This is a genomic window from Streptomyces sp. NPDC058646 (assembly GCF_042716875.1).
Taxonomy (GTDB): domain Bacteria; phylum Actinomycetota; class Actinomycetes; order Streptomycetales; family Streptomycetaceae; genus Streptomyces.
The window spans coordinates 38,197-57,984 of sequence record NZ_JBHXRK010000007.1 but is presented as its reverse complement, the minus strand read 5'-3'; the positions used below and the strand labels follow the sequence as shown (position 1 = coordinate 57,984).

At 73.0% G+C, this 19,788-nt stretch carries 15 protein-coding genes and 3 tRNA genes; 12 read left to right on the top strand and 6 right to left on the bottom strand.

The window, feature by feature from the left end:
* The first annotated feature begins 29 nt into the window (after positions 1–29).
* From ACFWUZ_RS10715 to ACFWUZ_RS10695, 5 genes are all read left to right on the top strand, one after another.
* The gene (locus tag ACFWUZ_RS10715) at positions 30–2,267 is read left to right on the top strand and encodes a DNA polymerase III subunit gamma and tau (RefSeq protein ID WP_384370443.1); all 2,238 of its coding nucleotides are present in this window, start codon (positions 30–32) and stop codon (positions 2,265–2,267) included.
* 61 nt (positions 2,268–2,328) lie between these two features.
* Positions 2,329–3,582 carry a phosphoribosylamine--glycine ligase gene (gene purD / locus ACFWUZ_RS10710; protein ID WP_384370439.1) on the top strand — a complete coding sequence of 418 codons (1,254 nt, stop codon included), beginning with the start codon at positions 2,329–2,331 and terminating at the stop codon, positions 3,580–3,582.
* Between the two features lie 288 nt (positions 3,583–3,870).
* The gene (locus ACFWUZ_RS10705) at positions 3,871–5,502 is read left to right on the top strand and encodes a hypothetical protein (RefSeq protein ID WP_384370436.1); all 1,632 of its coding nucleotides are present in this window, start codon (positions 3,871–3,873) and stop codon (positions 5,500–5,502) included.
* Between the two features lie 261 nt (positions 5,503–5,763).
* Positions 5,764–7,245: a N,N-dimethylformamidase beta subunit family domain-containing protein gene (locus ACFWUZ_RS10700; protein ID WP_384370432.1), complete on the top strand. Its 1,482-nt coding sequence runs from the start codon at positions 5,764–5,766 to the stop codon at positions 7,243–7,245.
* 75 nt (positions 7,246–7,320) lie between these two features.
* The gene (locus ACFWUZ_RS10695) at positions 7,321–8,235 is read left to right on the top strand and encodes a phosphoribosylaminoimidazolesuccinocarboxamide synthase (RefSeq protein WP_384370429.1); all 915 of its coding nucleotides are present in this window, start codon (positions 7,321–7,323) and stop codon (positions 8,233–8,235) included.
* Positions 8,236–8,282: 47 nt separating this feature from the next.
* Here the strand turns inward: ACFWUZ_RS10695 and ACFWUZ_RS10690 are convergent.
* The 6 genes from ACFWUZ_RS10690 to ACFWUZ_RS10665 all read right to left on the bottom strand — a co-directional run bounded on the left by ACFWUZ_RS10690 (position 8,283) and on the right by ACFWUZ_RS10665 (position 11,114).
* Positions 8,283–8,355, bottom strand: a tRNA-Gly gene (locus tag ACFWUZ_RS10690).
* Between the two features lie 23 nt (positions 8,356–8,378).
* Positions 8,379–8,990 (bottom strand): response regulator, encoded by a 612-nt coding sequence (locus tag ACFWUZ_RS10685; protein WP_384370426.1) that lies wholly within the window; start codon positions 8,988–8,990, stop codon positions 8,379–8,381.
* A complete protein-coding gene (locus ACFWUZ_RS10680; RefSeq protein WP_384370423.1) occupies positions 8,987–10,222 on the bottom strand; it encodes a sensor histidine kinase in 1,236 nt (411 codons plus the stop codon). The genes ACFWUZ_RS10685 and ACFWUZ_RS10680 overlap by 4 nt, the downstream gene beginning before the upstream one ends.
* Positions 10,223–10,494: 272 nt before the next feature.
* Positions 10,495–10,567 (bottom strand) — tRNA-Gly (locus ACFWUZ_RS10675).
* Between the two features lie 69 nt (positions 10,568–10,636).
* Positions 10,637–10,708: transfer RNA gene (locus ACFWUZ_RS10670), tRNA-Gly, on the bottom strand.
* An 88-nt stretch (positions 10,709–10,796) separates the two neighbouring features.
* The gene (locus ACFWUZ_RS10665) at positions 10,797–11,114 is read right to left on the bottom strand and encodes an Lsr2 family protein (RefSeq protein WP_384370420.1); all 318 of its coding nucleotides are present in this window, start codon (positions 11,112–11,114) and stop codon (positions 10,797–10,799) included.
* 343 nt (positions 11,115–11,457) lie between these two features.
* On the opposite strand from ACFWUZ_RS10665, the gene purS reads away from it, so the two are divergent.
* The 7 genes from purS to purF all read left to right on the top strand — a co-directional run bounded on the left by purS (position 11,458) and on the right by purF (position 19,705).
* Entirely contained in the window at positions 11,458–11,709 is a 252-nt protein-coding gene (gene purS / locus ACFWUZ_RS10660) for a phosphoribosylformylglycinamidine synthase subunit PurS (protein ID WP_008740952.1), read from the top strand.
* A gap of 2 nt (positions 11,710–11,711) precedes the next feature.
* Positions 11,712–12,392 carry a phosphoribosylformylglycinamidine synthase subunit PurQ gene (gene purQ, locus ACFWUZ_RS10655; RefSeq protein WP_384370417.1) on the top strand — a complete coding sequence of 227 codons (681 nt, stop codon included), beginning with the start codon at positions 11,712–11,714 and terminating at the stop codon, positions 12,390–12,392.
* Positions 12,389–14,638 (top strand): phosphoribosylformylglycinamidine synthase subunit PurL, encoded by a 2,250-nt coding sequence (gene purL, locus ACFWUZ_RS10650; RefSeq protein ID WP_384370414.1) that lies wholly within the window; start codon positions 12,389–12,391, stop codon positions 14,636–14,638. Before purQ ends, purL begins: the two co-directional genes overlap by 4 nt.
* 142 nt (positions 14,639–14,780) lie before the next feature.
* Positions 14,781–16,070, top strand: coding sequence for a hypothetical protein (locus tag ACFWUZ_RS10645; RefSeq protein WP_384370411.1), 1,290 nt, complete (start codon positions 14,781–14,783; stop codon positions 16,068–16,070).
* Positions 16,071–16,087: 17 nt separating this feature from the next.
* On the top strand, positions 16,088–16,885 hold the full coding sequence (locus tag ACFWUZ_RS10640; RefSeq protein ID WP_384370408.1) for a sterol carrier family protein: 798 nt from the start codon (positions 16,088–16,090) through the stop codon (positions 16,883–16,885).
* 58 nt (positions 16,886–16,943) lie between these two features.
* Positions 16,944–17,762 carry an META domain-containing protein gene (locus ACFWUZ_RS10635; RefSeq protein ID WP_384370405.1) on the top strand — a complete coding sequence of 273 codons (819 nt, stop codon included), beginning with the start codon at positions 16,944–16,946 and terminating at the stop codon, positions 17,760–17,762.
* A 425-nt stretch (positions 17,763–18,187) separates the two neighbouring features.
* Positions 18,188–19,705, top strand: coding sequence for an amidophosphoribosyltransferase (purF, locus tag ACFWUZ_RS10630; protein WP_384370403.1), 1,518 nt, complete (start codon positions 18,188–18,190; stop codon positions 19,703–19,705).
* The last annotated feature ends 83 nt before the right edge of the window (positions 19,706–19,788 follow it).

Here is a 19,788-nt window from a genome sequence, read left to right as displayed (position 1 = left end):
TGTCGGTGGGCCCGGATAACCTCGTATACGTGTCGTCCCTTGCGCTGTACCGCCGCTATCGCCCCGAGTCGTTCGCCGAGGTCATCGGGCAGGAGCATGTCACTGCACCGCTGATGCAGGCCCTGCGGAACAACCGGGTCAATCACGCGTACCTGTTCAGCGGACCCCGCGGCTGCGGCAAGACGACCAGCGCGCGCATCCTCGCCCGCTGCCTCAACTGTGAGCAGGGTCCCACTCCGACCCCCTGCGGGGAGTGCCAGTCCTGCCGCGACCTGGCCCGGAACGGGCCCGGGTCCATCGACGTCATCGAGATCGACGCCGCTTCGCACGGTGGTGTGGACGACGCCCGTGACCTGCGCGAGAAGGCCTTCTTCGGGCCGGCGTCCAGCCGCTACAAGATCTACATCATCGACGAGGCCCACATGGTCACCTCGGCGGGCTTCAACGCCCTGCTGAAGGTGGTCGAGGAGCCGCCGGAGCACCTCAAGTTCATCTTCGCCACGACCGAGCCGGAGAAGGTGATCGGGACCATCCGGTCCCGCACGCACCACTACCCCTTCCGCCTCGTGCCCCCCGGCACCCTGCGGGACTACCTGGGCGAGGTCTGCGGGCGCGAGGGGGCGGTGGTCGAGGACGGCGTGCTGCCCCTCGTGGTGCGGGCCGGCGCCGGGTCGGTGCGTGACTCGATGTCCGTGATGGACCAGCTGCTGGCCGGCGCCGCCGACGACGGTGTGACGTACGCCATGGCGACGTCGCTGCTGGGCTACACCGAGGGTTCCCTGCTGGACTCCGTCATCGACGCCTTCGCCGCCGGGGACGGGGCCGCCGCCTTCGAGGTCGTCGACCGCGTCGTCGAGGGCGGGAACGACCCGCGGCGGTTCGTCGCCGACCTGCTGGAGCGCCTGCGGGACCTGGTGATCCTGGCCGCGGTGCCCGAGGCCGCCGAGAAGGGGCTGATCGACGCCCCCGCCGATGTGGTGGAGCGGATGCAGGCCCAGGCCTCCGTCTTCGGCGCCGCCGAGCTGTCGAGGGCGGCCGACCTGGTCAACACCGGGCTCACGGAGATGCGCGGGGCGACCTCGCCGCGGCTCCAGCTCGAACTGATCTGTGCCCGCGTGCTGCTGCCCGCCGCCTTCGACGACGAGCGGTCCTTCCAGGCCCGGCTCGACCGGCTGGAGCGGGGCGGGGCCGCCGCCTTCGCGGCCGCCGCCGCGGCGGGCGGGCCCGTGGCGCCGCCCGTGATGGGGTACGTGCCCGCACCCGAGGCCCACGCCATGGCTCCTGCCGGGCCCGGCGGAGGCGTCGCCGCCGCGCGTGCCGCCGTACGGGCCGCCGAGCCCGAGCCCGAGCCGATGGCCCCGGCGCCGCCCGTGGCCCCACCCGTCCAGCCCGCCCCGCCGGTCCAGCAGGCCCCGGCGGCCCCACCTGTCGCACCGCCCGCCCAGGCCCCCGCCGCCGCCCAGGCCCCCGCCCCCGGTGCCTGGCCCGGAGCGGCGCAGCCCGGTGGCGGTGCCCCCGGCGCCTGGCCGGGAGCGGCCGCCCCCGCCGCCCAGGCGGCCCCCGCGGCGCCTGCCGCCCCCGCGGCCGGAGCCTGGCCGAGCGCGGCCGCACCCGGCCAGGGAGCCCCGGCGCCCGCCGCCCCGTCGCCGGCCGCCGCCCCCGAGGCGGCTCCCGCGCCCTCCCCCGGCATGGCCGCCGGCGCCGGGCAGATCCAGGCCATGTGGCCGGGCGTCCTGGAGGCCGTCAAGAACCGCCGCCGCTTCACCTGGATCCTGCTCAGCCAGAACGCCCAGGTCACCGGCTTCGACGGAAGCACCCTCCAGCTCGGCTTCCCCAATGCCGGAGCCCGCGACAACTTCGCGAGCAGCGGCAGCGAGGACGTCCTGAAGGCGGTCCTGGCCGAGCAGTTCCAGGTGAACTGGAAGATCGAGGCGGTGGTGGGCGGAGGGGCCCCGGCCCCGCTCCAGACCTCCTCGTACGGAGCCCCGCCGGCCCCCGCCCCGGCCTACAGCCCGCCGCCCCAGGCCCCGGCCCAGCCCTCGTCACCGGCCCAGCAGCCGCATCAGCCGCAGCAGCCGCACCATCCGTCGCCCCAGCAGCAGGCCTCCGCCCCGCAGCCCCCCGTACGGCAGGCGCCGCCGGTCGCCCCCGAGGACGACGTTCCGGAGGAGGACGATCCCGACCTCGTCGAGAGCGCGCTGACCGGACACGACCTCATCGTGCGCGAGCTCGGGGCGACGGTTGTGGAGGAATACACGAATGAGTAGCCCTCTGTAGTTGGGGTGGCCGCACGAAACCGGCCGCCCCGGCCGGGCTAGGCTGAGCGGCGTGAAGGTCCTCGTCATCGGCGGCGGCGCCCGCGAACATGCCCTGTGCCGCTCTCTGTCCCTCGACCCCGACGTCTCCGCGCTCTACTGCGCTCCCGGCAACGCCGGCATCGCCGAGGTGGCGGAGCTGCGCCCGGTCGACGCCCTCAACGGCACCGCGGTGGCCCGGCTGGCCGCCGAACTCGGCGCCGACCTGGTCGTGGTCGGCCCCGAGGCGCCCCTGGTCGCCGGGGTCGCCGACAGCGTCCGCGCGGCCGGCATCCCCTGCTTCGGCCCCACGGCCGCGGCCGCCCAGCTGGAGGGCTCCAAGGCCTTCGCCAAGGACGTGATGGCCGCGGCCGGGGTCCCGACCGCGCGCAGCTACGTCTGCACCACCCCGGAAGAGGTGGACGTGGCCCTCGACGCCTTCGGCGCCCCGTACGTCGTCAAGGACGACGGCCTCGCGGCCGGCAAGGGGGTCGTGGTCACCGAGGACCTGGCCGCCGCCCGGGCGCACGCCCTCGCCTGCGACCGCGTGGTCATCGAGGAGTACCTCGACGGCCCCGAGGTCTCCCTCTTCGCCATCACCGACGGCGTCAGCGTGCTCCCCCTCCAGCCCGCACAGGACTTCAAGCGGGCCCTCGACGGCGACGCGGGCCCGAACACCGGCGGCATGGGCGCGTACTCCCCGCTCCCCTGGGCCGACCCGAAGCTGGTCGACGAGGTCATGGAGCTGGTCCTCCAGCCCACCGTCGACGAGCTGCGCCGCCGCGGCACCCCCTTCTCCGGCCTGCTCTACGCCGGTCTCGCGATCACCGGGCGCGGTACCCGGGTCATCGAGTTCAACGCCCGCTTCGGCGACCCGGAGACCCAGGTGGTCCTGGCCCGGCTCCAGACCCCGCTCGCGAGCGTGCTGCTGCACGCCGCCAGGGGGACCCTGGACGCCCAGCCGCCGCTGCGCTGGCACGAGGACGCGGCCGTCACCGTGGTCATCGCCTCCCACAACTACCCGGAGACCCCGCGCACCGGGGACCCGATCGAGGGCCTGGCCGAGGTGGCCGCCGAGGACGGACCCGACGCGTACGTGCTGCACGCCGGGACCCGGCGCGAGGGCGACGCGGTCGTGAGCGCGGGCGGCCGAGTGCTGTCCGTGACGGCGACCGGTTCGGATCTGGCGCAGGCCCGGGAGAAGGCGTATAAGGCCGTCGCGCGCATCCGGCTGGACGGTTCGCAGCACCGTACGGACATCGCGGCCGAGGCGGCCGGACGCCGCTGAGCTGCGGCTCCACGAACCCGCGGGCCCGGTGCGCAGAACGTGCGCACCGGGCCCGCGGGCGTGTACGCGTGCGACTGCATCCAGCCGCGTTCGAACGCACCCACCTTTACCCAAAGCCATTCCATCGGGTGATCGTCACCCCGTCCGCCTGACGGCCGGTCGTGCCCCAACTAGGGTGCGGCGCAAGCATTCCGGCACTTGGCCCACCGGCATTGCGATGTCGGTGGCGGGTGTCACAGTGGGGGAGTGAGCAATGCCGCCGCAGGGCAGAGGGGGTGAGGTCCGGCCGTGTCCGGAACCGGTTCGATCGTCGAAACGGGCGTGCCGTCCGCACGTTCCCGTGCCTTGGCCGTGCTGCGTGTGCGCAGCAGGGCCCTGGCGGCCGGGCTGCTGCCCGCCGCCCTCGCCGTGGTGCTCGTCGCCGCCAGGATGACCGGCCGGCTGGCCGGGGACCCCTGGCCGGCGGTGACCCTGGCCGTGTGCGCGGTCGCCGCGCTCGTCCTGCTGGTCGGCGGAGTCTTCGCCGCGGTGGTGCTGCGTGCGGGCCCCGCCGTGACGCCGACGGTGGCGCTGTCGGAGGCCGCCGCCCCCGATCTCTACCGGCTGGTGCGGGACCTGGCCGAGCGGATGGACGTGCCGTCGCCCTCCGCGATAGCGCTGACGCCCGACTGCGACAGCTGGCTGGAGGACCGCACCCATGCGGCCCACCGCCGCGGCGCCCTGCCCGCGGGCCCGGAGTCCGAACCGGGCGCGGCTCCCGTGCTCGTGATCGGCTCGCCCTTCCTGTGGTGGATGCGGGTCGCCGAGCTGCGGGCCGTCCTCGCCCCGGTCGTCGCCGGTACGGGCCCTTCCGCCCACCCGGACATAGCCGACGCCCGTGGTTTTGTACGCGGTCTGGACGCCGCGGTGGACGTGGGCAGCCGTCGGGGCCTGGGCTGGATCGCCCCGCCCGCGCGGTTCCTGCTGCGGCTGTGCCGGGTCGACGCCACCGAGATGGAGCGCGGGGTGGCCGCGGCCGCCTCGGACCGTGCACAGGGTGTGGACTACGGGCTGCGGATCGCCGCCCAGGAGCAGGTCGGCCTCGCGTACGCGGGCTGGGACCGGCTGCTGACCCGGGTCGCGCTGCCCGCCTGGCGGATGGGCCGCTGGCCGGTGCACCTGGACGCGGGGGTGGTCTCCGCGCTGACCGAGCTGTCCCGGCGGGACCGGCTCGCCGACGGGTTCACCTCACGGCTGGGCGAGCGCCCGGCCTGCGATCTGCTGGAGCAGCCCGGGGCGGTCGACGAGGCGGCTTCGCTGCTGGCCGCGCGGTTGTTCCACGGCGGACCGGCCGAGCCCGGCCCGGACTGGTCCCCGGTGGACTGGGCGGCCTATCCGGAAGAGGTCGTGGACCGCACATGGCGTGCGGAGGCGGCCCGCCTGCACGCGGCGCTGGACGCCGTGGCCACCGCCCCGGCGCCCCTTTCCCCTCCGGCCGACGGCTTCGCCGGCCCCACGCTGGAGCGGGTGCTCGGGCACCTCTCGGACCCCGCCGGCGACGGCCTCGCCGGAGAGGCGCTGGCCGGGCGGCTCAGCGGGGACCTCGCCCGCGAGGAGCGGGCCGCGGGTGCGGGCGCCGGTGCGGGCAAGGCGCGCGGCGCCGACGCCGTACCGCTGTTCCCCCTGCAGCCGCCGCGCAGCGCGCGGGACCTGCTGGCCGACCACGTGACGGCGATGGTGTGCTGCGCGGCCGTGGACTCGGCCGGGGCCGCGCCCGGGCTGGACTGGCTGGACGGGCCGGTCCTGCTGATCGGCGGGGAGCGCCGTGCGGATCTGGCGCCGCGGGTGCTGTGCCTGGTCGAGGACGGGGACCCGGAGCCGCTCCGGGAGTGGCTCTCGGAGGTCGGCGTCCGTCCGGAGAAGCCGGTCCGGCTGGTCTGACGGGCCGCCCGCCCGGCCGGTATGCCCCACGGCCGCCGAGCCCGCCCCTCCGGCCCCGCCGCCCCGCTCCCGCTCCGGCACCACCCCCAGGGACCACAGCTCGCACGAACAAGCGGAACCGTATCTTCTACTCACGTCAATTCGCGACGAACGGTGACGGACCGCGTGCGTTATGTGATGTGCTGGGACCGGTCGCGGCTGGATGTCCTGAACCGGCGTGTCCTGAAAGCGTCGTTCGGGGGAGCGAGGGAGGGGAGCGGTATGGGTGCGGACCAGATCCGGCGTTGGGAGTCAGGTGCGCTGGCGCACGCGGTGAACGACCCCTTCGGGCAGGGCCCCCTGCCGTGGTTCCGGGGCAGCGAGCTCTACTTCGGCGACACCGGCCAGGTCGTCCCCTGGTACGTGGACCCGGCCGCCGCGGCCGCCGGCACCGGCCGGTCCCCCCGCGGCAACGGCGGACCGCGCAGCGCCGACGACGTGCACCGCCAGATCAAGGGCTTCGCGTCCACCGGAGCCGTCACCCCCGGCGAGGCCATCGACTTCCACATCACCGTCGACCCGCCCCAGCAGTTCTCCGTCGACGTCTACCGGATCGGCCACTACGGCGGCGACGGCGCATCGAAGATCACCACCAGCCCCCGCTTGTCCGGCATCGTCCAGCCGGCCCCCCTGGCCGCCGACCGCACCGTCTCCTGCCACCACTGGTGGCTGTCCTGGCGCCTGCAGGTCCCCTCCTACTGGAGCGTCGGCGCGTACGTCGCCGTCCTGACCACCGCGGACGGCTACCGCTCCCACATCCCCTTCACCGTCCGCGACGACCACCCCGCGGACCTGCTGCTCCTGCTCCCGGACATCACGTGGCAGGCGTACAACCTCTATCCGGAGGACGGCCGATCCGGCGCCAGCCTCTACCACGCCTGGGACGAGGAGGGCCGGCTGCTCGGCGAGCAGGACGCGGCCGTGACCGTCTCCTTCGACCGCCCCTACGCCGGCGCGGGCCTGCCGCTGCACGTCGGCCACGCCTACGACTTCATCCGCTGGGCCGAGCGCTACGGCTACGGCCTCGCCTACGCCGACACCCGGGACCTGCACGCGGGCCGCGTGGACCCGACCCGCTACCGCGGCCTGGTCTTCCCCGGCCACGACGAGTACTGGTCGGCGCCGATGCGCCGCACCGCCGAGCGCGCCCGCGACCACGGCACCTCGCTCGTCTTCCTGTCCGCCAACACCATGTACTGGCAGGTCGAGCTCGCCCCGTCCCCGTCCGGGATCGAGGACCGGCTCCTGACCTGCCGAAAACGCCGCGGCCCCGGCCGCCCCAGCCTGTGGCGCGAGGTCGACCGTCCCGAGCAGCAACTGCTCGGCATCCAGTACGCGGGACGGGTCCCGGAGCCCGCGCCCCTGATCGTGCGCAATGCCACGCACTGGCTGTGGGACTCCACCGGCGCCGGCGAGAACGACGAACTCCCCGGCCTGGTCGCGGGCGAGGCCGACCGGTACTTCCCGCGCACCCAGCTCCCCGAGCACCGGGACCGGATCCTGCTCGCCCACTCCCCCTACCTCGACACCGAGGGCCACCGCCGCCACCAGGAGACCTCGCTCTACCGGGCCCCCAGCGGGGCCCTGGTCTTCGCCTCGGGCACCTTCGCCTGGTCCCCGGCCCTCGACCGCCCCGGCCACGTCGACGAGCGGGTGCAGCGCGCCACGGCCAACCTCCTCGACCGGATCTGCAAGCACGACTGAGACCCCTCCGGGCGGGTCAGGGGCCGACGTGCGGGAGAATGGGGGTGCGCTCGTACAGACCCACAGGGAGAACCCGTGTCCGGATTCGTCGAAAAGCCCGAGCCGGTCGAGGTTCCCGGCCTCGTCCACCTCCACACCGGCAAGGTCCGCGACCTCTACCGGGACGAGGACGGCCGCCTCGTCATGGTCGCCAGTGACCGGATGTCCGCCTTCGACTGGGTGCTGCCCACCGAGATCCCGGACAAGGGCCGCGTCCTGACCCAGCTCTCCCTGTGGTGGTTCGACCAGCTCGCCGACCTCGTTCCCCACCACGTCCTCTCCACCGACCTGCCCGCCGGAGCCCCCGCCGACTGGGCCGGCCGTACGCTGGTCTGCCGCAACCTCGACATGGTCGCCGTCGAATGCGTGGCCCGCGGCTACCTCACCGGATCCGGCCTCGCCGAGTACCGGCAGACCCGTACCGTTTGCGGACTGGCCCTGCCCGAAGGCCTCGTGGACGGCTCCGAGCTGCCCGCCCCGATCTTCACCCCGGCCGCCAAGGCCGCGGTCGGCGAGCACGACGAGAACGTCTCCTACGAAGAGGTCGCGCGCACCACCGGCGCCGAGACGGCCGCGCTGCTGCGCCGGACCACCCTCGACGTGTACGGCCGCGCCCGGGACATCGCCCGCGCGCGCGGGATCATCCTGGCGGACACCAAGTTCGAGTTCGGCTTCGACCCGAAGGACGGCGCGCTCGTCGTCGCCGACGAGGTGCTCACCCCGGACTCCTCCCGCTTCTGGCCGGCGGACCTGTGGGAGCCGGGCCGCGCGCAGCCCTCCTTCGACAAGCAGTACGTCCGCGACTGGCTGGCCTCCCCGGCCTCCGGCTGGGACCCGAAGGGCGAACTGCCGCCGCCCGCCCTCCCGCAGGAGGTCGTCGAGCGGACCCGCGCCAAGTACGTCGAGGCCTACGAGCGGCTCACCGGCCTGCCCTGGCAGAGCGGGACCTGAGACACGAAGAAGCCCCCGGTCCGAGGACCGGGGGCTTCTTCGTTCTGAGCGGACAACGCGACTCGAACGCGCGACATCCACCTTGGCAAGGTGGTGCTCTACCAACTGAGCTATGTCCGCACTGCGCCGTAACGCGAGACCTACTATACCCAACCGCGCTCGCGCGCGAGACGCACTGCCGTGTGCCGGTTCTCGGCCCCGAGTTTCGACGCCGCCGAGGACAGGTAGTTCCGTACGGTCCCCTGCGACAGCGAGGCCCGCTCCGCGATCTCCGCGACCGGCGCCCCGTCGGCCGCGAGTTCGAGCACCTCGGCCTCGCGCGCGGTCAGCGGCGAGTCCCCGGCGCTGATCGCATCGGCCGCCAACTCCGGGTCCACATAACGCCCTCCGGCATGCACCGTCCGGATCAGCTCGGCCAGCCGCTGTGCCGAGACCGTCTTCGGCGCGAAGGCCCGCACCCCCGCCGCCAGCGCCCGCTTGAGGTGCCCCGGGCGGCCGTGGCTGGTCACGATCATCGTCTTGCAGTCGGGGAGTTCGGCCCGCAGCGATGTGGCCACACTCACACCGTCCGCGCCCGGCATCTGCAGGTCCAGCACCACCACGTCCGGCCGGTGCGCCCGGGCCATCGCCAGGGCCTCCGGCCCGGAAGCCGCCTCGGCTATCACCAGCAGATCGTCCTCCAGCCCCAGCAGCGCGGCCAGCGCACCGCGGATCAGGTGTTCGTCGTCGGCGAGCAGTACGCGTACGGGGCTCACGCCCGCACCTCCAGTCGTTGCGCTTGTCGGCCCGGGATGTCGGCCCGCAGCCGGAACCGGCCGCCGTCCACCGGCCCCGCCTGCAGGGTTCCGTCCAGTGCTGCGAGCCGTTCGCGCAGTCCGGCCAGACCCGAACCCGGCGGCCCAGCGGGCGCATCGGGCGCCCCGTCGTTCTCCACCACCAGCGTCACGGCTCCCGCCCGGGGCGCCGTCAGCCGGATCACACAGTTCTGCGCGTCCCCGTGCCGCAGGACGTTCGTCGTCGCCTCGCGCACCACCCAGCCGAGCGCGGACTGGACCTCCGACGGCAGGTCCCGCCCGCCCTGGAGGTCGACCCGGCAGTCCATGCCGGCCGCGCTCAGCACCCCGCGGGCACCTTCCAGCTCCACGGCGAGGTCCGCCTCCCGGTAACCTCGGACCACGTCCCGCACCTCGCGCTGCGACTCCCGCGCGATCCGCTGCACCTCGATCATCTGGTCCACCGCCTCCGGCCGTTCGCGCCGTGCGAGCTGGACGGCGAGCTCGCTCTTCAGGGCGATCACCGCCAGGTTGCGGCCCATCACGTCGTGCAGGTCACGGCCGAACCGCAGCCGCTCCTCCGCCACCGCCAGCTGGGCCAGGGCCTCGCGCGAGCGGTCCAGTTCGTGGACCGTGTCCAGCAGCCAGGCCGAAAACCCGCAGGTGGCGCCGAAGAACACACTGCCCAGCAGCACGCCCAGGGCGTACCCGAGGGCCTCCGCGGGCCGGAGTCCCAGGGCGAGTGCGGCCAGGCCGGTGGCGACGGCGGCGACCGGAGGGACGTACCGGATGCGCCGGACCGTCCGCAGACACAGCACCAGCGACCCGGTGGTGAAGCAGGTCAGCCCCGAGACCAGCGTCGGGGCGACGGCCGGGTCGATCTTCCCGGTGGCGCGCAGCGCGAGCACGGCCAGGGTCGCGGCGGCCGTCCCGAGAACCGTGATCGTCGCCAGCCGGTCCGGGCGCTCGCGCCTGCCCACCACCCAGCCCAGCGCCCTGGAGGAGAGCAGCCCGCACAGCAGAGCGTGGGTGCACATCATCAGCAGGAGCAGGGCGGGCACCAGCGCCGAGGGCCGGCCCCGCGCACTGACCACCGGGCCCACGCCGAACCCCAGGATCTCCATGCCCACGAAGAAGTGGAACGACCAGCGGGTGTAGACCTCGACCTTCCCCGCGGTGCTGCGGTTCTTCCACCACCCCGTCAGCTTCGACACGGTTCTCGTCCCCCTGGGTCTTCCTGCGTTCCGGCCGCGCGGACTCCGTGCGCGACCACCGCTGGACAGCAAACACGCTGATCATGTTGCAGGCCAGGCCGGTGCTCCGACTCTCCCCGACGCCGGGCCGGACCGGCAGTGCGTGCCGTCACGACCCGGGATGACATTTGTCAGAAGGCGCCGGGAAGGCCTGCGCCCGACGCCGGCCACGTCGGCTTCTCGGGAAACACGAAGAAGGCCCCGGTCGTCATGACCGGGGCCTTCTCACACTGAGCGGACGACGAGACTCGAACTCGCGACATCCACCTTGGCAAGGTGGTGCTCTACCAACTGAGCTACGTCCGCATGCACTGCGCTCGGCAATGCGTGCATCACTCTACCTGATCCACGGTGGTGGTCGGTAAAGCGATGCAGAGCGGGTGACAGGGATCGCACACTGCGCCTTCCCCCTGGAAGGAGGATGTTCTGCTACTGAACTACACCCGCACGACCTTCGGGGCTCCGGCCTGCGGCCTCGCCCCTCGGCGTGATCCACACATTAGCCGACGCAGGGGGGTGGATGGCAAATCGGCCCTCAGTGGGCTGCGTTGTAGGCCTCGTAGATCTTCTTCGGGATGCGGCCGCGGGGCGGCACCTCGTACTGGTTGGACCGGGCCCAGGCCCGGACGGCCGCCGGGTCCGGCGCGACGGAGGTGTGCTTGAAGGCCTTGCCGGAGCGGGACTGCCGGCGGCCGGCGGCCACGAAGGGGGCCAGGCCCTTCCGCAGTTTCTTTGCGTTGGCCGCATTGAGGTCGATCTCGTACGACTTACCGTCCAGAGCGAACACGACCGTTTCCGCCGCTTCTCCGCCATCGATGTCGTCGGAGAGCGTGACTACTACGCGCTGCGCCACGGATATCGGTCCCTTCGTGCGACGTCGTCACCCGTTGACGTGCGGTGATGTCGCCTGTGTGGATGTTTCGGAGCAATGCGTCTTTCTGCCCCCGTCGCGGAGCGAAAAATGCCAACGCCTCGGGTGATTCCTTTGTACCCCGATTCGCATTGCATTGCGAAGCCCAGTTAATTGTCTCCGCGTGTCCTGCCGCAATGCCGGGTACGCGGTTTTCCGGCGGATTTTGCGAAGCGTTGGTGAAGGTGAAACCGGGCGGCGATCAAGGCCAGCCGATATCTACCCGCGTAGAAATTTCGGCCGGGTACGCTGAGGGAACCGCCTTCGCACCAACCACCACACGGGAGTGCCAGTGGCACGCGTCGTAGTCGACGTCATGCTCAAGCCGGAGATCCTCGACCCCCAGGGCCAGGCGGTGCAGCGTGCACTGCCGCGTCTGGGCTTCGAGGGGATCGCCGACGTCCGCCAGGGGAAGCGCTTCGAACTGGAGGTGGAGGGCCCGGTCGACCAGGCCGCCCTCGACCGCATCCACAAGATGGCCGAAACGTTCCTCGCCAACACCGTCATCGAAGATTTCACCGTGAAGGTCGAGGCCTGACGGTGACCACTCGCATCGGAGTCGTCACGTTCCCAGGAACGCTCGACGACCGTGACTCGCTGCGCGCCGTCCGCCTCGCGGGGGCCGAGCCGGTCTCGCTCTGGCACCGCGACAAGGACCTGCACCAGGTCGACGCGGTCGTCCTCGCGGGCGGCTTCTCCTACGGGGACTACCTGCGCGCCGGAGCCATCTCCCGCTTCTCGCCGGTGATGGAGACCGTCATCGACCAGGCCAGGGCGGGCATGCCCGTCCTCGGCATCTGCAACGGCTTCCAGGTCCTCACCGAGGCCCACCTGCTGCCGGGGGCGATGCTCCGCAACAACCACCTCCACTTCATCTGCCGCGACCAGAAGCTGCGCGTGGAGAGCACGGGGACCGCCTGGACCGGGGACTACACCGCCGGCCAGGAGATCTCCGTCCCGCTGAAGAACGTGGACGGCCGCTACACCGCCGACGAGCGCACGCTCGACGAACTGGAGGCCGAAGGCCGCGTGGCCTTCCGCTACCTGGACGGCAACCCCAACGGATCGCTGCGCGACATCGCCGGCATCACCAACGCCGCAGGCAACGTCGTCGGTCTCATGCCGCACCCCGAGCACGCGGTCGAGCCGCTGATCGGGACGGGCCGCACCGACGGTCTCCCGTTCTTCACCTCGGTCCTGAAGAAGCTGGTCAGCGCATGAGCCTCGACACCGTCAAGAACGCCAGCGAGACCCCGGACGCCTCGCAGCCCTGGAAGGAGCTCGGCCTCAAGGAGGACGAGTACGCCCGCATCCGGGAGATCCTCGGCCGCCGCCCGACCGGCGCCGAACTCGCCATGTACTCGGTCATGTGGTCCGAGCACTGCTCGTACAAGAGCAGCAAGGTCCACCTGAAGCAGTTCGGCGAGAAGGTCCCGCAGAACGACGCCATGCTCGTCGGCATCGGCGAGAACGCCGGTGTCGTCGACGTCGGTCAGGGCTACGCGGTCACCTTCAAGGTCGAGTCGCACAACCACCCCTCGTACATCGAGCCCTACCAGGGTGCGGCCACCGGCATCGGCGGCATCGTCCGCGACATCCTGGCCATGGGCGCCCGCCCGGTCGCGGTCGTGGACCCGCTGCGCTTCGGCGCGGCCGACCACCCCGACACCCGGCGCGTCCTGCCGGGCGTGGTCGCGGGCATCGGCGGCTACGGCAACTGCCTGGGCCTGGCCAACATCGGCGGCGAGGTCGTCTTCGACGCCTGCTACCAGGGCAACCCGCTCGTGAACGCCGGCTGCATCGGCGTGATGAAGCACGAGGACATCCACCTCGCCAAGGCCTCCGGCCCCGGCAACAAGGTCATCCTCTACGGCGCCCGCACCGGTGGCGACGGCATCGGCGGCGTCTCGGTCCTCGCGTCCGAGACCTTCGACGACACCAAGCCCACCAAGCGGCCCGCCGTCCAGGTCGGCGACCCCTTCCAGGAGAAGCTCCTCATCGAGTGCACCCTGGAGATCTTCAAGGAGAAGCTGGTCGCGGGCATCCAGGACCTCGGCGGCGCCGGGCTCTCCTGCGCCACGAGCGAGCTGGCCTCCGCCGGATCCGGCGGCATGCGCGTCGAACTGGACACCGTGCCGCTGCGCGACGCGACGCTCTCGCCCGAGGAGATCCTCATGAGCGAGTCGCAGGAGCGCATGTGCGCCATCGTCGAGCCGCAGTACGTCGACCGCTTCATGGAGATCTGCGAGAAGTGGGACGTCATCGCCACCGTCATCGGTGAGGTGACCGACGGCGAGCGCCTGGAGATCTTCTGGCACGGCGAGCAGATCGTGGACGTGCCCCCGGGCACCGTCGCCCACGAGGGCCCCGTCTACCACCGTCCGTACGCGCGCCCCTCCTGGCAGGACGCGCTGCAGGCCGACGACGCAGGCCGGCTGCCCCGCCCGCAGACCTCCGAGGAGCTGCGCGCGCAGGTCCTGGCGCTGGTTTCCTCCCCGAACCAGGCCTCCAAGTCGTGGGTCACCGACCAGTACGACCGCTTCGTGCAGGGCAACACCGTGCTGGCGCAGCCCGAGGACGCGGGCATGGTCCGCATCGACGAGGAGTCCAACCTCGGCGTGGCCATGTCCACCGACGGCAACGGCCGCTTCGCCAAGCTCGACCCCTACGCGGGTGCCCAGCTGGCGCTCGCGGAGTCGTACCGCAACGTCGCGGCGACCGGTGCGAAGCCCCTGGCGATCTCGAACTGCCTGAACTTCGGCTCCCCCGAGGACCCGGACGTGATGTGGCAGTTCGCCGAGGCCACCCGCGGTCTCGCGGACGGCTGTCTGGAGCTGGGCACCCCGGTGACCGGCGGCAACGTCTCCCTCTACAACCAGACGGGCGACACCGCGATCCACCCGACTCCGGTCGTGGCGGTCCTCGGTGTGATCGACGACGTCAACCGCCGTACCCCGATGGCGTTCTCGGAGGCCGGCCAGCTGCTCTACCTGCTGGGCGACACGGCCGAGGAGTTCGGCGGTTCGGCCTGGTCCCAGGTCGTCCACGACCACCTCGGCGGCCTGCCGCCCAAGGTGGACCTGGGCCGCGAGAAGCTGCTGGGCGAGATCCTCATCTCCGCGTCGCGCGACGGCATGATCGACGCCGCGCACGACCTGTCGGACGGCGGCGTCATCCAGGCGCTCACCGAGTCCTGCCTGCGCGGCGGCAACGGTGCCCGGATCGTGGTGCCCGAGGGCCTGGACGCCTTCACCTTCCTGTTCTCCGAGTCCGCGGGCCGGGCCGTCGTGGCCGTCCCGCGCAGCGAGGAGCTCCGCTTCACCGACATGTGCGGTGCGCGGGGCCTGCCGGCCACCCGCATCGGCGTGGTGGACGGCGACGAGATCGAGATCCAGGGCGAGTTCACCCTCCCGCTGGCCGAACTCCGCGAGGCCCACGAGGCGACGATCCCGGCCCTGCTGGCCTGATCCCCGCCCGTCGTACGCCGACGAGCCCCCGCCCGGATCCCCTCCGGACGGGGGCTCGCGCACGTGCCGGGGCGGCCGGGGCGTGGCGGCTCCGCCCCCCAATCCGTTCGGAGCCCGGCGGGCAGCTCCGCATACTGGCGCCGTGAGCATCGTCAAGAACCTGCCCGGAGCGGCGATACCCGGCGACGGCGCCCCCGTCTGGAGGCCCGAGGACGCCCGGCGCTGGGGCGGGGCCCGCGTGCCGTGGCCCTTCGCGCCGACCGTCGTGTGCTGGGCCCTCGTACCGCTGGTCCTCCTCGCGATCGCCCTCCTCGCCCGGTACGGATCCGACGCGGACGGAGCCGGGACCTCGTGGACCGGCTATCCCGGCGCCGTCCTGCTCCTCGCCCTGGCCCCCTGGTACCGCTTCCTGCCCGGCGCGGCCCTCGCCTGCGCCTGCCTCACGGCCCTGGACACCGCCGCCCGCCTCGTCCTCCCCGACCGCTCCGACGGCCCCGGCGCCTGGCTGGTGCTGGCCCTGTGCGCCTGGGCGTCCACCGGGGTGGCGCTGCGGCTGAAGTCCCGGAGCCGGCAGCGGGAGCTGTTCCTCGCGGCGGCCGGGGGCGCCCGCCACCCGGTGCCGCAGCCCCTCACCCGGGGGCACCGGCAGCGCGGCCGACGGCTCATCGCACCCGGCGCCGCGCTCTGCCTGGCCGCCGCCGGGCTCCTGGCCTGGGGTCTGGCCGAGGACCTGCGGGCGGCCGGGACGGGCAGCCCGTACGACGCCGTCGGGCAGCAGGTCGTCGCCCTCCTGCTGCTGACCCCCGGCACGACCCTGTTCGGCCGCGGCCTCCAGGCGCGGCGCGCCGCCCAAAGGCTGCTCGCGGGGCCGCAGCCGGTGCTGCGCGTCGGCGTGCGCAAGCCGGTCGCCGGGCCCTGCCGGCTGGTGGCGGACGCCGTGACGACCTCGGCCGAGCCCCTGATCGCCTTCCGCGACCGGTACCGCGACAGCCGGGGGACGGGACCTGGCCGGCTGCTGGCCGCGGGCGAGGAGAGCCGGCTGCGCGCCGAGCACCACGACATCGACGCGCGGCGCGAGCCCTTCGAGGCGCTCCTGTACGGGGTGGCGGCCGAGGGCGCCGAAGTCGCCCTCGTCCACGCCCTCTACGAGAGCGACACCCGGATCGTCACCGCCGTCACGACCGCCCCGCTGCTGCCGCTGCGCCGCCACGCCCTGCGGCCGTGGCGGCCGGCCGGGACCTCGTACACGCTCAGGAAGCGCGAGGAGGACGAGCGCCGGCGCGTGGAGCGGGCCGCCCGGGCGGCGCGGGGCGGGTACGGGGGCGTCGATTTCGCCTGGGGCACCTCCTCGTCGTGCGGCAGCGGTGACGGCGGGAGCAGTGGTGACGGCGGGAGCAGTGGTGGCGGAGGCTGCGGCGGTGGCGGCGACTGATCGGGCAGACTCGCCGCATGGCACCCAAGACCCGTACCTACGACCCCGCCAGGATCCGCAAGGCCGTCCTGGCCCAGTTCGGCCACGTGGCCGAGGCGGTGCGCGGGCTGGACGAGGAGCGCCTGGCGCGCCCCGCGCAGCTCGGCGACTGGACCGTACGGGACCTGGCGGAGCACCTGGCCTGGGCGGTCGGCTCGCTCGCCGGGGCCGCCGCCCGGCCGCCCGCCGTACGCGCGGAAGTCACCGTGCAGACCTGGCCGTTCGCGACCGGGCCGATCGCCGGGAAGATCGCCGGTGCGCACCGTGCGGCGGACGCGGAGCCCGGCCGGACCCCGGAACCGCTGGACGCGCTGTACGGGCGGACCGGTGCCCGGTTCGCCGAGCTGCTGGAGGTCCTGCCCGGCGGGCACCTGCTGCCGCTGTGGATCGGCGGGATGACCGTCGCCGACTTCCTGGTCACCCGGACCGTCGAGCTGGTCGTCCACACCGACGACCTGAACCGGGCCGCGGAGCTGGACATCCCCCTCGACCGGCAGGCGCTGGCCGCCTGCACCCGGGTCCTCGCGGACGCCCTGGCGGTGAAGGCCCCGGGGGCCTCGGTGGAGGTACGGGTGCCCCCGTTCGCGGTGGTCCAGTGCGTCGAGGGGCCCCGGCACACCCGCGGCACCCCGCCCAACGTGGTGGAGACCGACCCGCTGACCTGGATCCGGCTGGCCACGGGCCGCGGCGGCTGGGCGGAGTCCGTCGCGCAGGCGCGGGTGCGGGCCAGCGGTGAGCGGGCCGACCTGTCGGCGCTGCTCCCGCTGATGGGCTGAGCGCGGCGGGGCCGGGGGAACGGGGGAACCGTCCTGGCCGCCGCTCCGTCCCAGGGGCATGCGTACCTACCGGCACGTCCGCGTCCTGGGCGCACCCCTCGGGGTCGCCCTCGTCCTCACCCTCGGCCTCTCCGGCTGCGGCCGGGTCACGGAGAGCGGGAGCGCCCCGCGTCTCGACGGGCCCCTCGGTTCCTGGGGCGTCGAGTCCCTGACCACCGGCGGCCGCACCCTGCACGCGCCCGACGTGGCCCGCGTCGACATCGGGCAGGAACGGGCCACGGGCAACTACGGCTGCAACGGCTTCACAGCACAGGTCACGCTGCACGGTGACGCGGCGCTGAGCGTCACCCGGGGCGTCAACACGGACATGGCCTGCGAGCACACGGACTTCGAGAACGCCTTCGCCAAGCTGTTCCAGGGCCGTCTCGCAGTCGACCGGGGCCCGGACCGGCTCACCCTGAAGACCACCGACGGGAGCACCATCGCCATGAGCTCCAAGCCCCCGGTCCCGGACGCCCCGCTCACCGCCACCGAGTGGACCGTCGACTCCCTGCTGAGCGGCGGGACCGCAGCCTCCGTACCGGCCGAGGCGGCCGGCAGGGCCCGCTTCACCCTTGCCGCCGACGGCACGGCGAGCGGCGCCCTCGGCTGCAACCGGTTCAGCGCCCCGGCCACCGTCGACGGTTCCTCGGTCACCTTCGGGCCCCTCACCGCCACCCGGATGGCCTGCGAGGGCCCGGCCGGCGAGGTGGAGCGGACGCTCACCGGGCTCTTCGGCAGCGGCCCGCTCACCTGGCGGGTCCAGGGCCGGCAGCTGACCCTCACCGCACCCGACGGCACGGGCCTGACGGCCGGCGCGGCCTCCGCCGCCGAGTGAGCCCGGCGGCGCCGCGGACGGCCACTGATCAGCCCGGGTGAGGCGCGTCGGGACGGCTCGTTCTCGTACGAAGACACAGGTGGTCCAGGCCAGGGTCCACCCGCTGCCCCCGGGCGGGCGCGGGACCGCGCGCGGGCACGGCGGGGCGGACGGAAAGGGGGACGGGAAAGAAGGAGTTGCGGCTACGCGGACCAGCGGATGACGGCGCTCGCGACACGGACCAGGTCTACCCGGCGGCGCTCCGCGAGGGTGACGGTGCGGTCACCGAGGGGCTGCAGGGAGCGAGAGCCCGACGAATGCATTCGTACGTCTCCACAAGGTGATCCGAAGCCCGGGACGGAAGCGTCCGGTCACCCTCTGTGCTGTGACATTTCCCGGCCGTACCCAATTCGGACCAGTGGTCGATCTCGCCTACACTCGGAGTTGTGCCTCGTGGTGATGGACGACTCAACCACGACCTGCTCCCCGGAGAGAAAGGCCCCCAGGACGCTTGCGGCGTCTTCGGTGTCTGGGCTCCGGGTGAAGAGGTCGCCAAGCTCACCTACTTCGGACTGTATGCACTGCAGCACCGCGGACAAGAGTCCGCGGGAATCGCTGTGAGCAACGGTTCCCAGATCCTCGTCTTCAAGGACATGGGCCTCGTGTCCCAGGTCTTCGACGAAACCTCTCTCGGCTCGCTCCAAGGTCATATCGCGGTCGGTCACGCCCGCTATTCGACCACCGGAGCCTCCGTCTGGGAGAACGCGCAGCCCACCTTCCGCGCGACCGCCCACGGCTCGATCGCCCTGGGTCACAACGGCAACCTGGTGAACACCGCCGAGCTCGCCGAGATGGTCGCCGACCTCCCCCGTCAGGACGGCCGCGCCACCCAGGTGGCGGCCACCAACGACACCGACCTCGTCACGGCCCTGCTGGCCGGGCAGACGGACGACGACGGCAAGCCCCTGACCGTCGAGGAGTCGGCCGCCAAGGTCCTCCCGCAGGTCAAGGGAGCCTTCTCGCTCGTCTTCATGGACGAGGGGACCCTCTACACCGCCCGTGACCCGCAGGGCATCCGCCCGCTGGTCCTCGGCCGCCTGGAGCGCGGCTGGGTGGTGGCGAGCGAGACCGCCGCCCTCGACATCTGCGGCGCCAGCTTCGTCCGCGAGGTCGAGCCGGGCGAGCTCATCGCGATCGACGAGAACGGCCTGCGCACCTCGCGCTTCGCGGAAGCAAAGCCCAAGGGCTGTGTCTTCGAGTACGTCTACCTGGCGCGCCCGGACACCGACATCGCCGGCCGGAACGTCTATCTCTCGCGTGTCGAGATGGGCCGGCGCCTCGCCAAGGAAGCCCCGGTCGACGCCGATCTGGTGATAGCGACGCCGGAGTCCGGCACGCCCGCCGCCGTCGGTTACGCCGAGGCCAGCGGGATCCCGTACGGATCCGGTCTGGTGAAGAACGCCTATGTGGGCCGGACGTTCATCCAGCCCTCGCAGACGATCCGCCAGCTCGGCATCCGCCTGAAGCTCAACCCCCTCAAGGAAGTCATCCGGGGCAAGCGCCTGGTGGTCGTCGACGACTCGATCGTCCGCGGCAACACCCAGCGCGCCCTGGTCAAGATGCTCCGCGAGGCGGGCGCGGCGGAGGTCCACATCCGGATCTCCTCGCCCCCGGTGAAGTGGCCGTGCTTCTTCGGCATCGACTTCGCCACCCGGGCCGAGCTGATCGCCAACGGCATGACGGTCGACGAGATCGCCACGTCGCTGGGCGCGGACTCGCTCTCGTACATCTCGCTCGACGCGATGGTCGAGGCGACCACCATCCAGAAGCCCAACCTCTGCCGTGCCTGCTTCGACGGCGAGTACCCGATGGAGCTGCCCGACCCGCAGCTCCTGGGCAAGCAGCTGCTGGAGTCCGAGATCGCGGGCGGCAAGGACGCCGCCGACGCCCTCCGCCGCCCGTAGCCCCGCGCTCCGGTCCGCAGGCACCCCCAGGCTCAACCTGCGCCGGGCCCTGTCTTTCAGGCTTTTCCCAGGGCCCGGCACCA

Coding starts and splice junctions, on each gene's coding strand:
- ACFWUZ_RS10640 (WP_384370408.1), top strand. CDS start 16,088: ATGGCACCCAAGACCCGTACCTACGACCCCGCCAGGATCCGCAAGGCC.
- ACFWUZ_RS10635 (WP_384370405.1), top strand. CDS start 16,944: ATGCGTACCTACCGGCACGTCCGCGTCCTGGGCGCACCCCTCGGGGTC.
- purL (WP_384370414.1), top strand. CDS start 12,389: ATGAGCCTCGACACCGTCAAGAACGCCAGCGAGACCCCGGACGCCTCG.
- ACFWUZ_RS10700 (WP_384370432.1), top strand. CDS start 5,764: ATGGGTGCGGACCAGATCCGGCGTTGGGAGTCAGGTGCGCTGGCGCAC.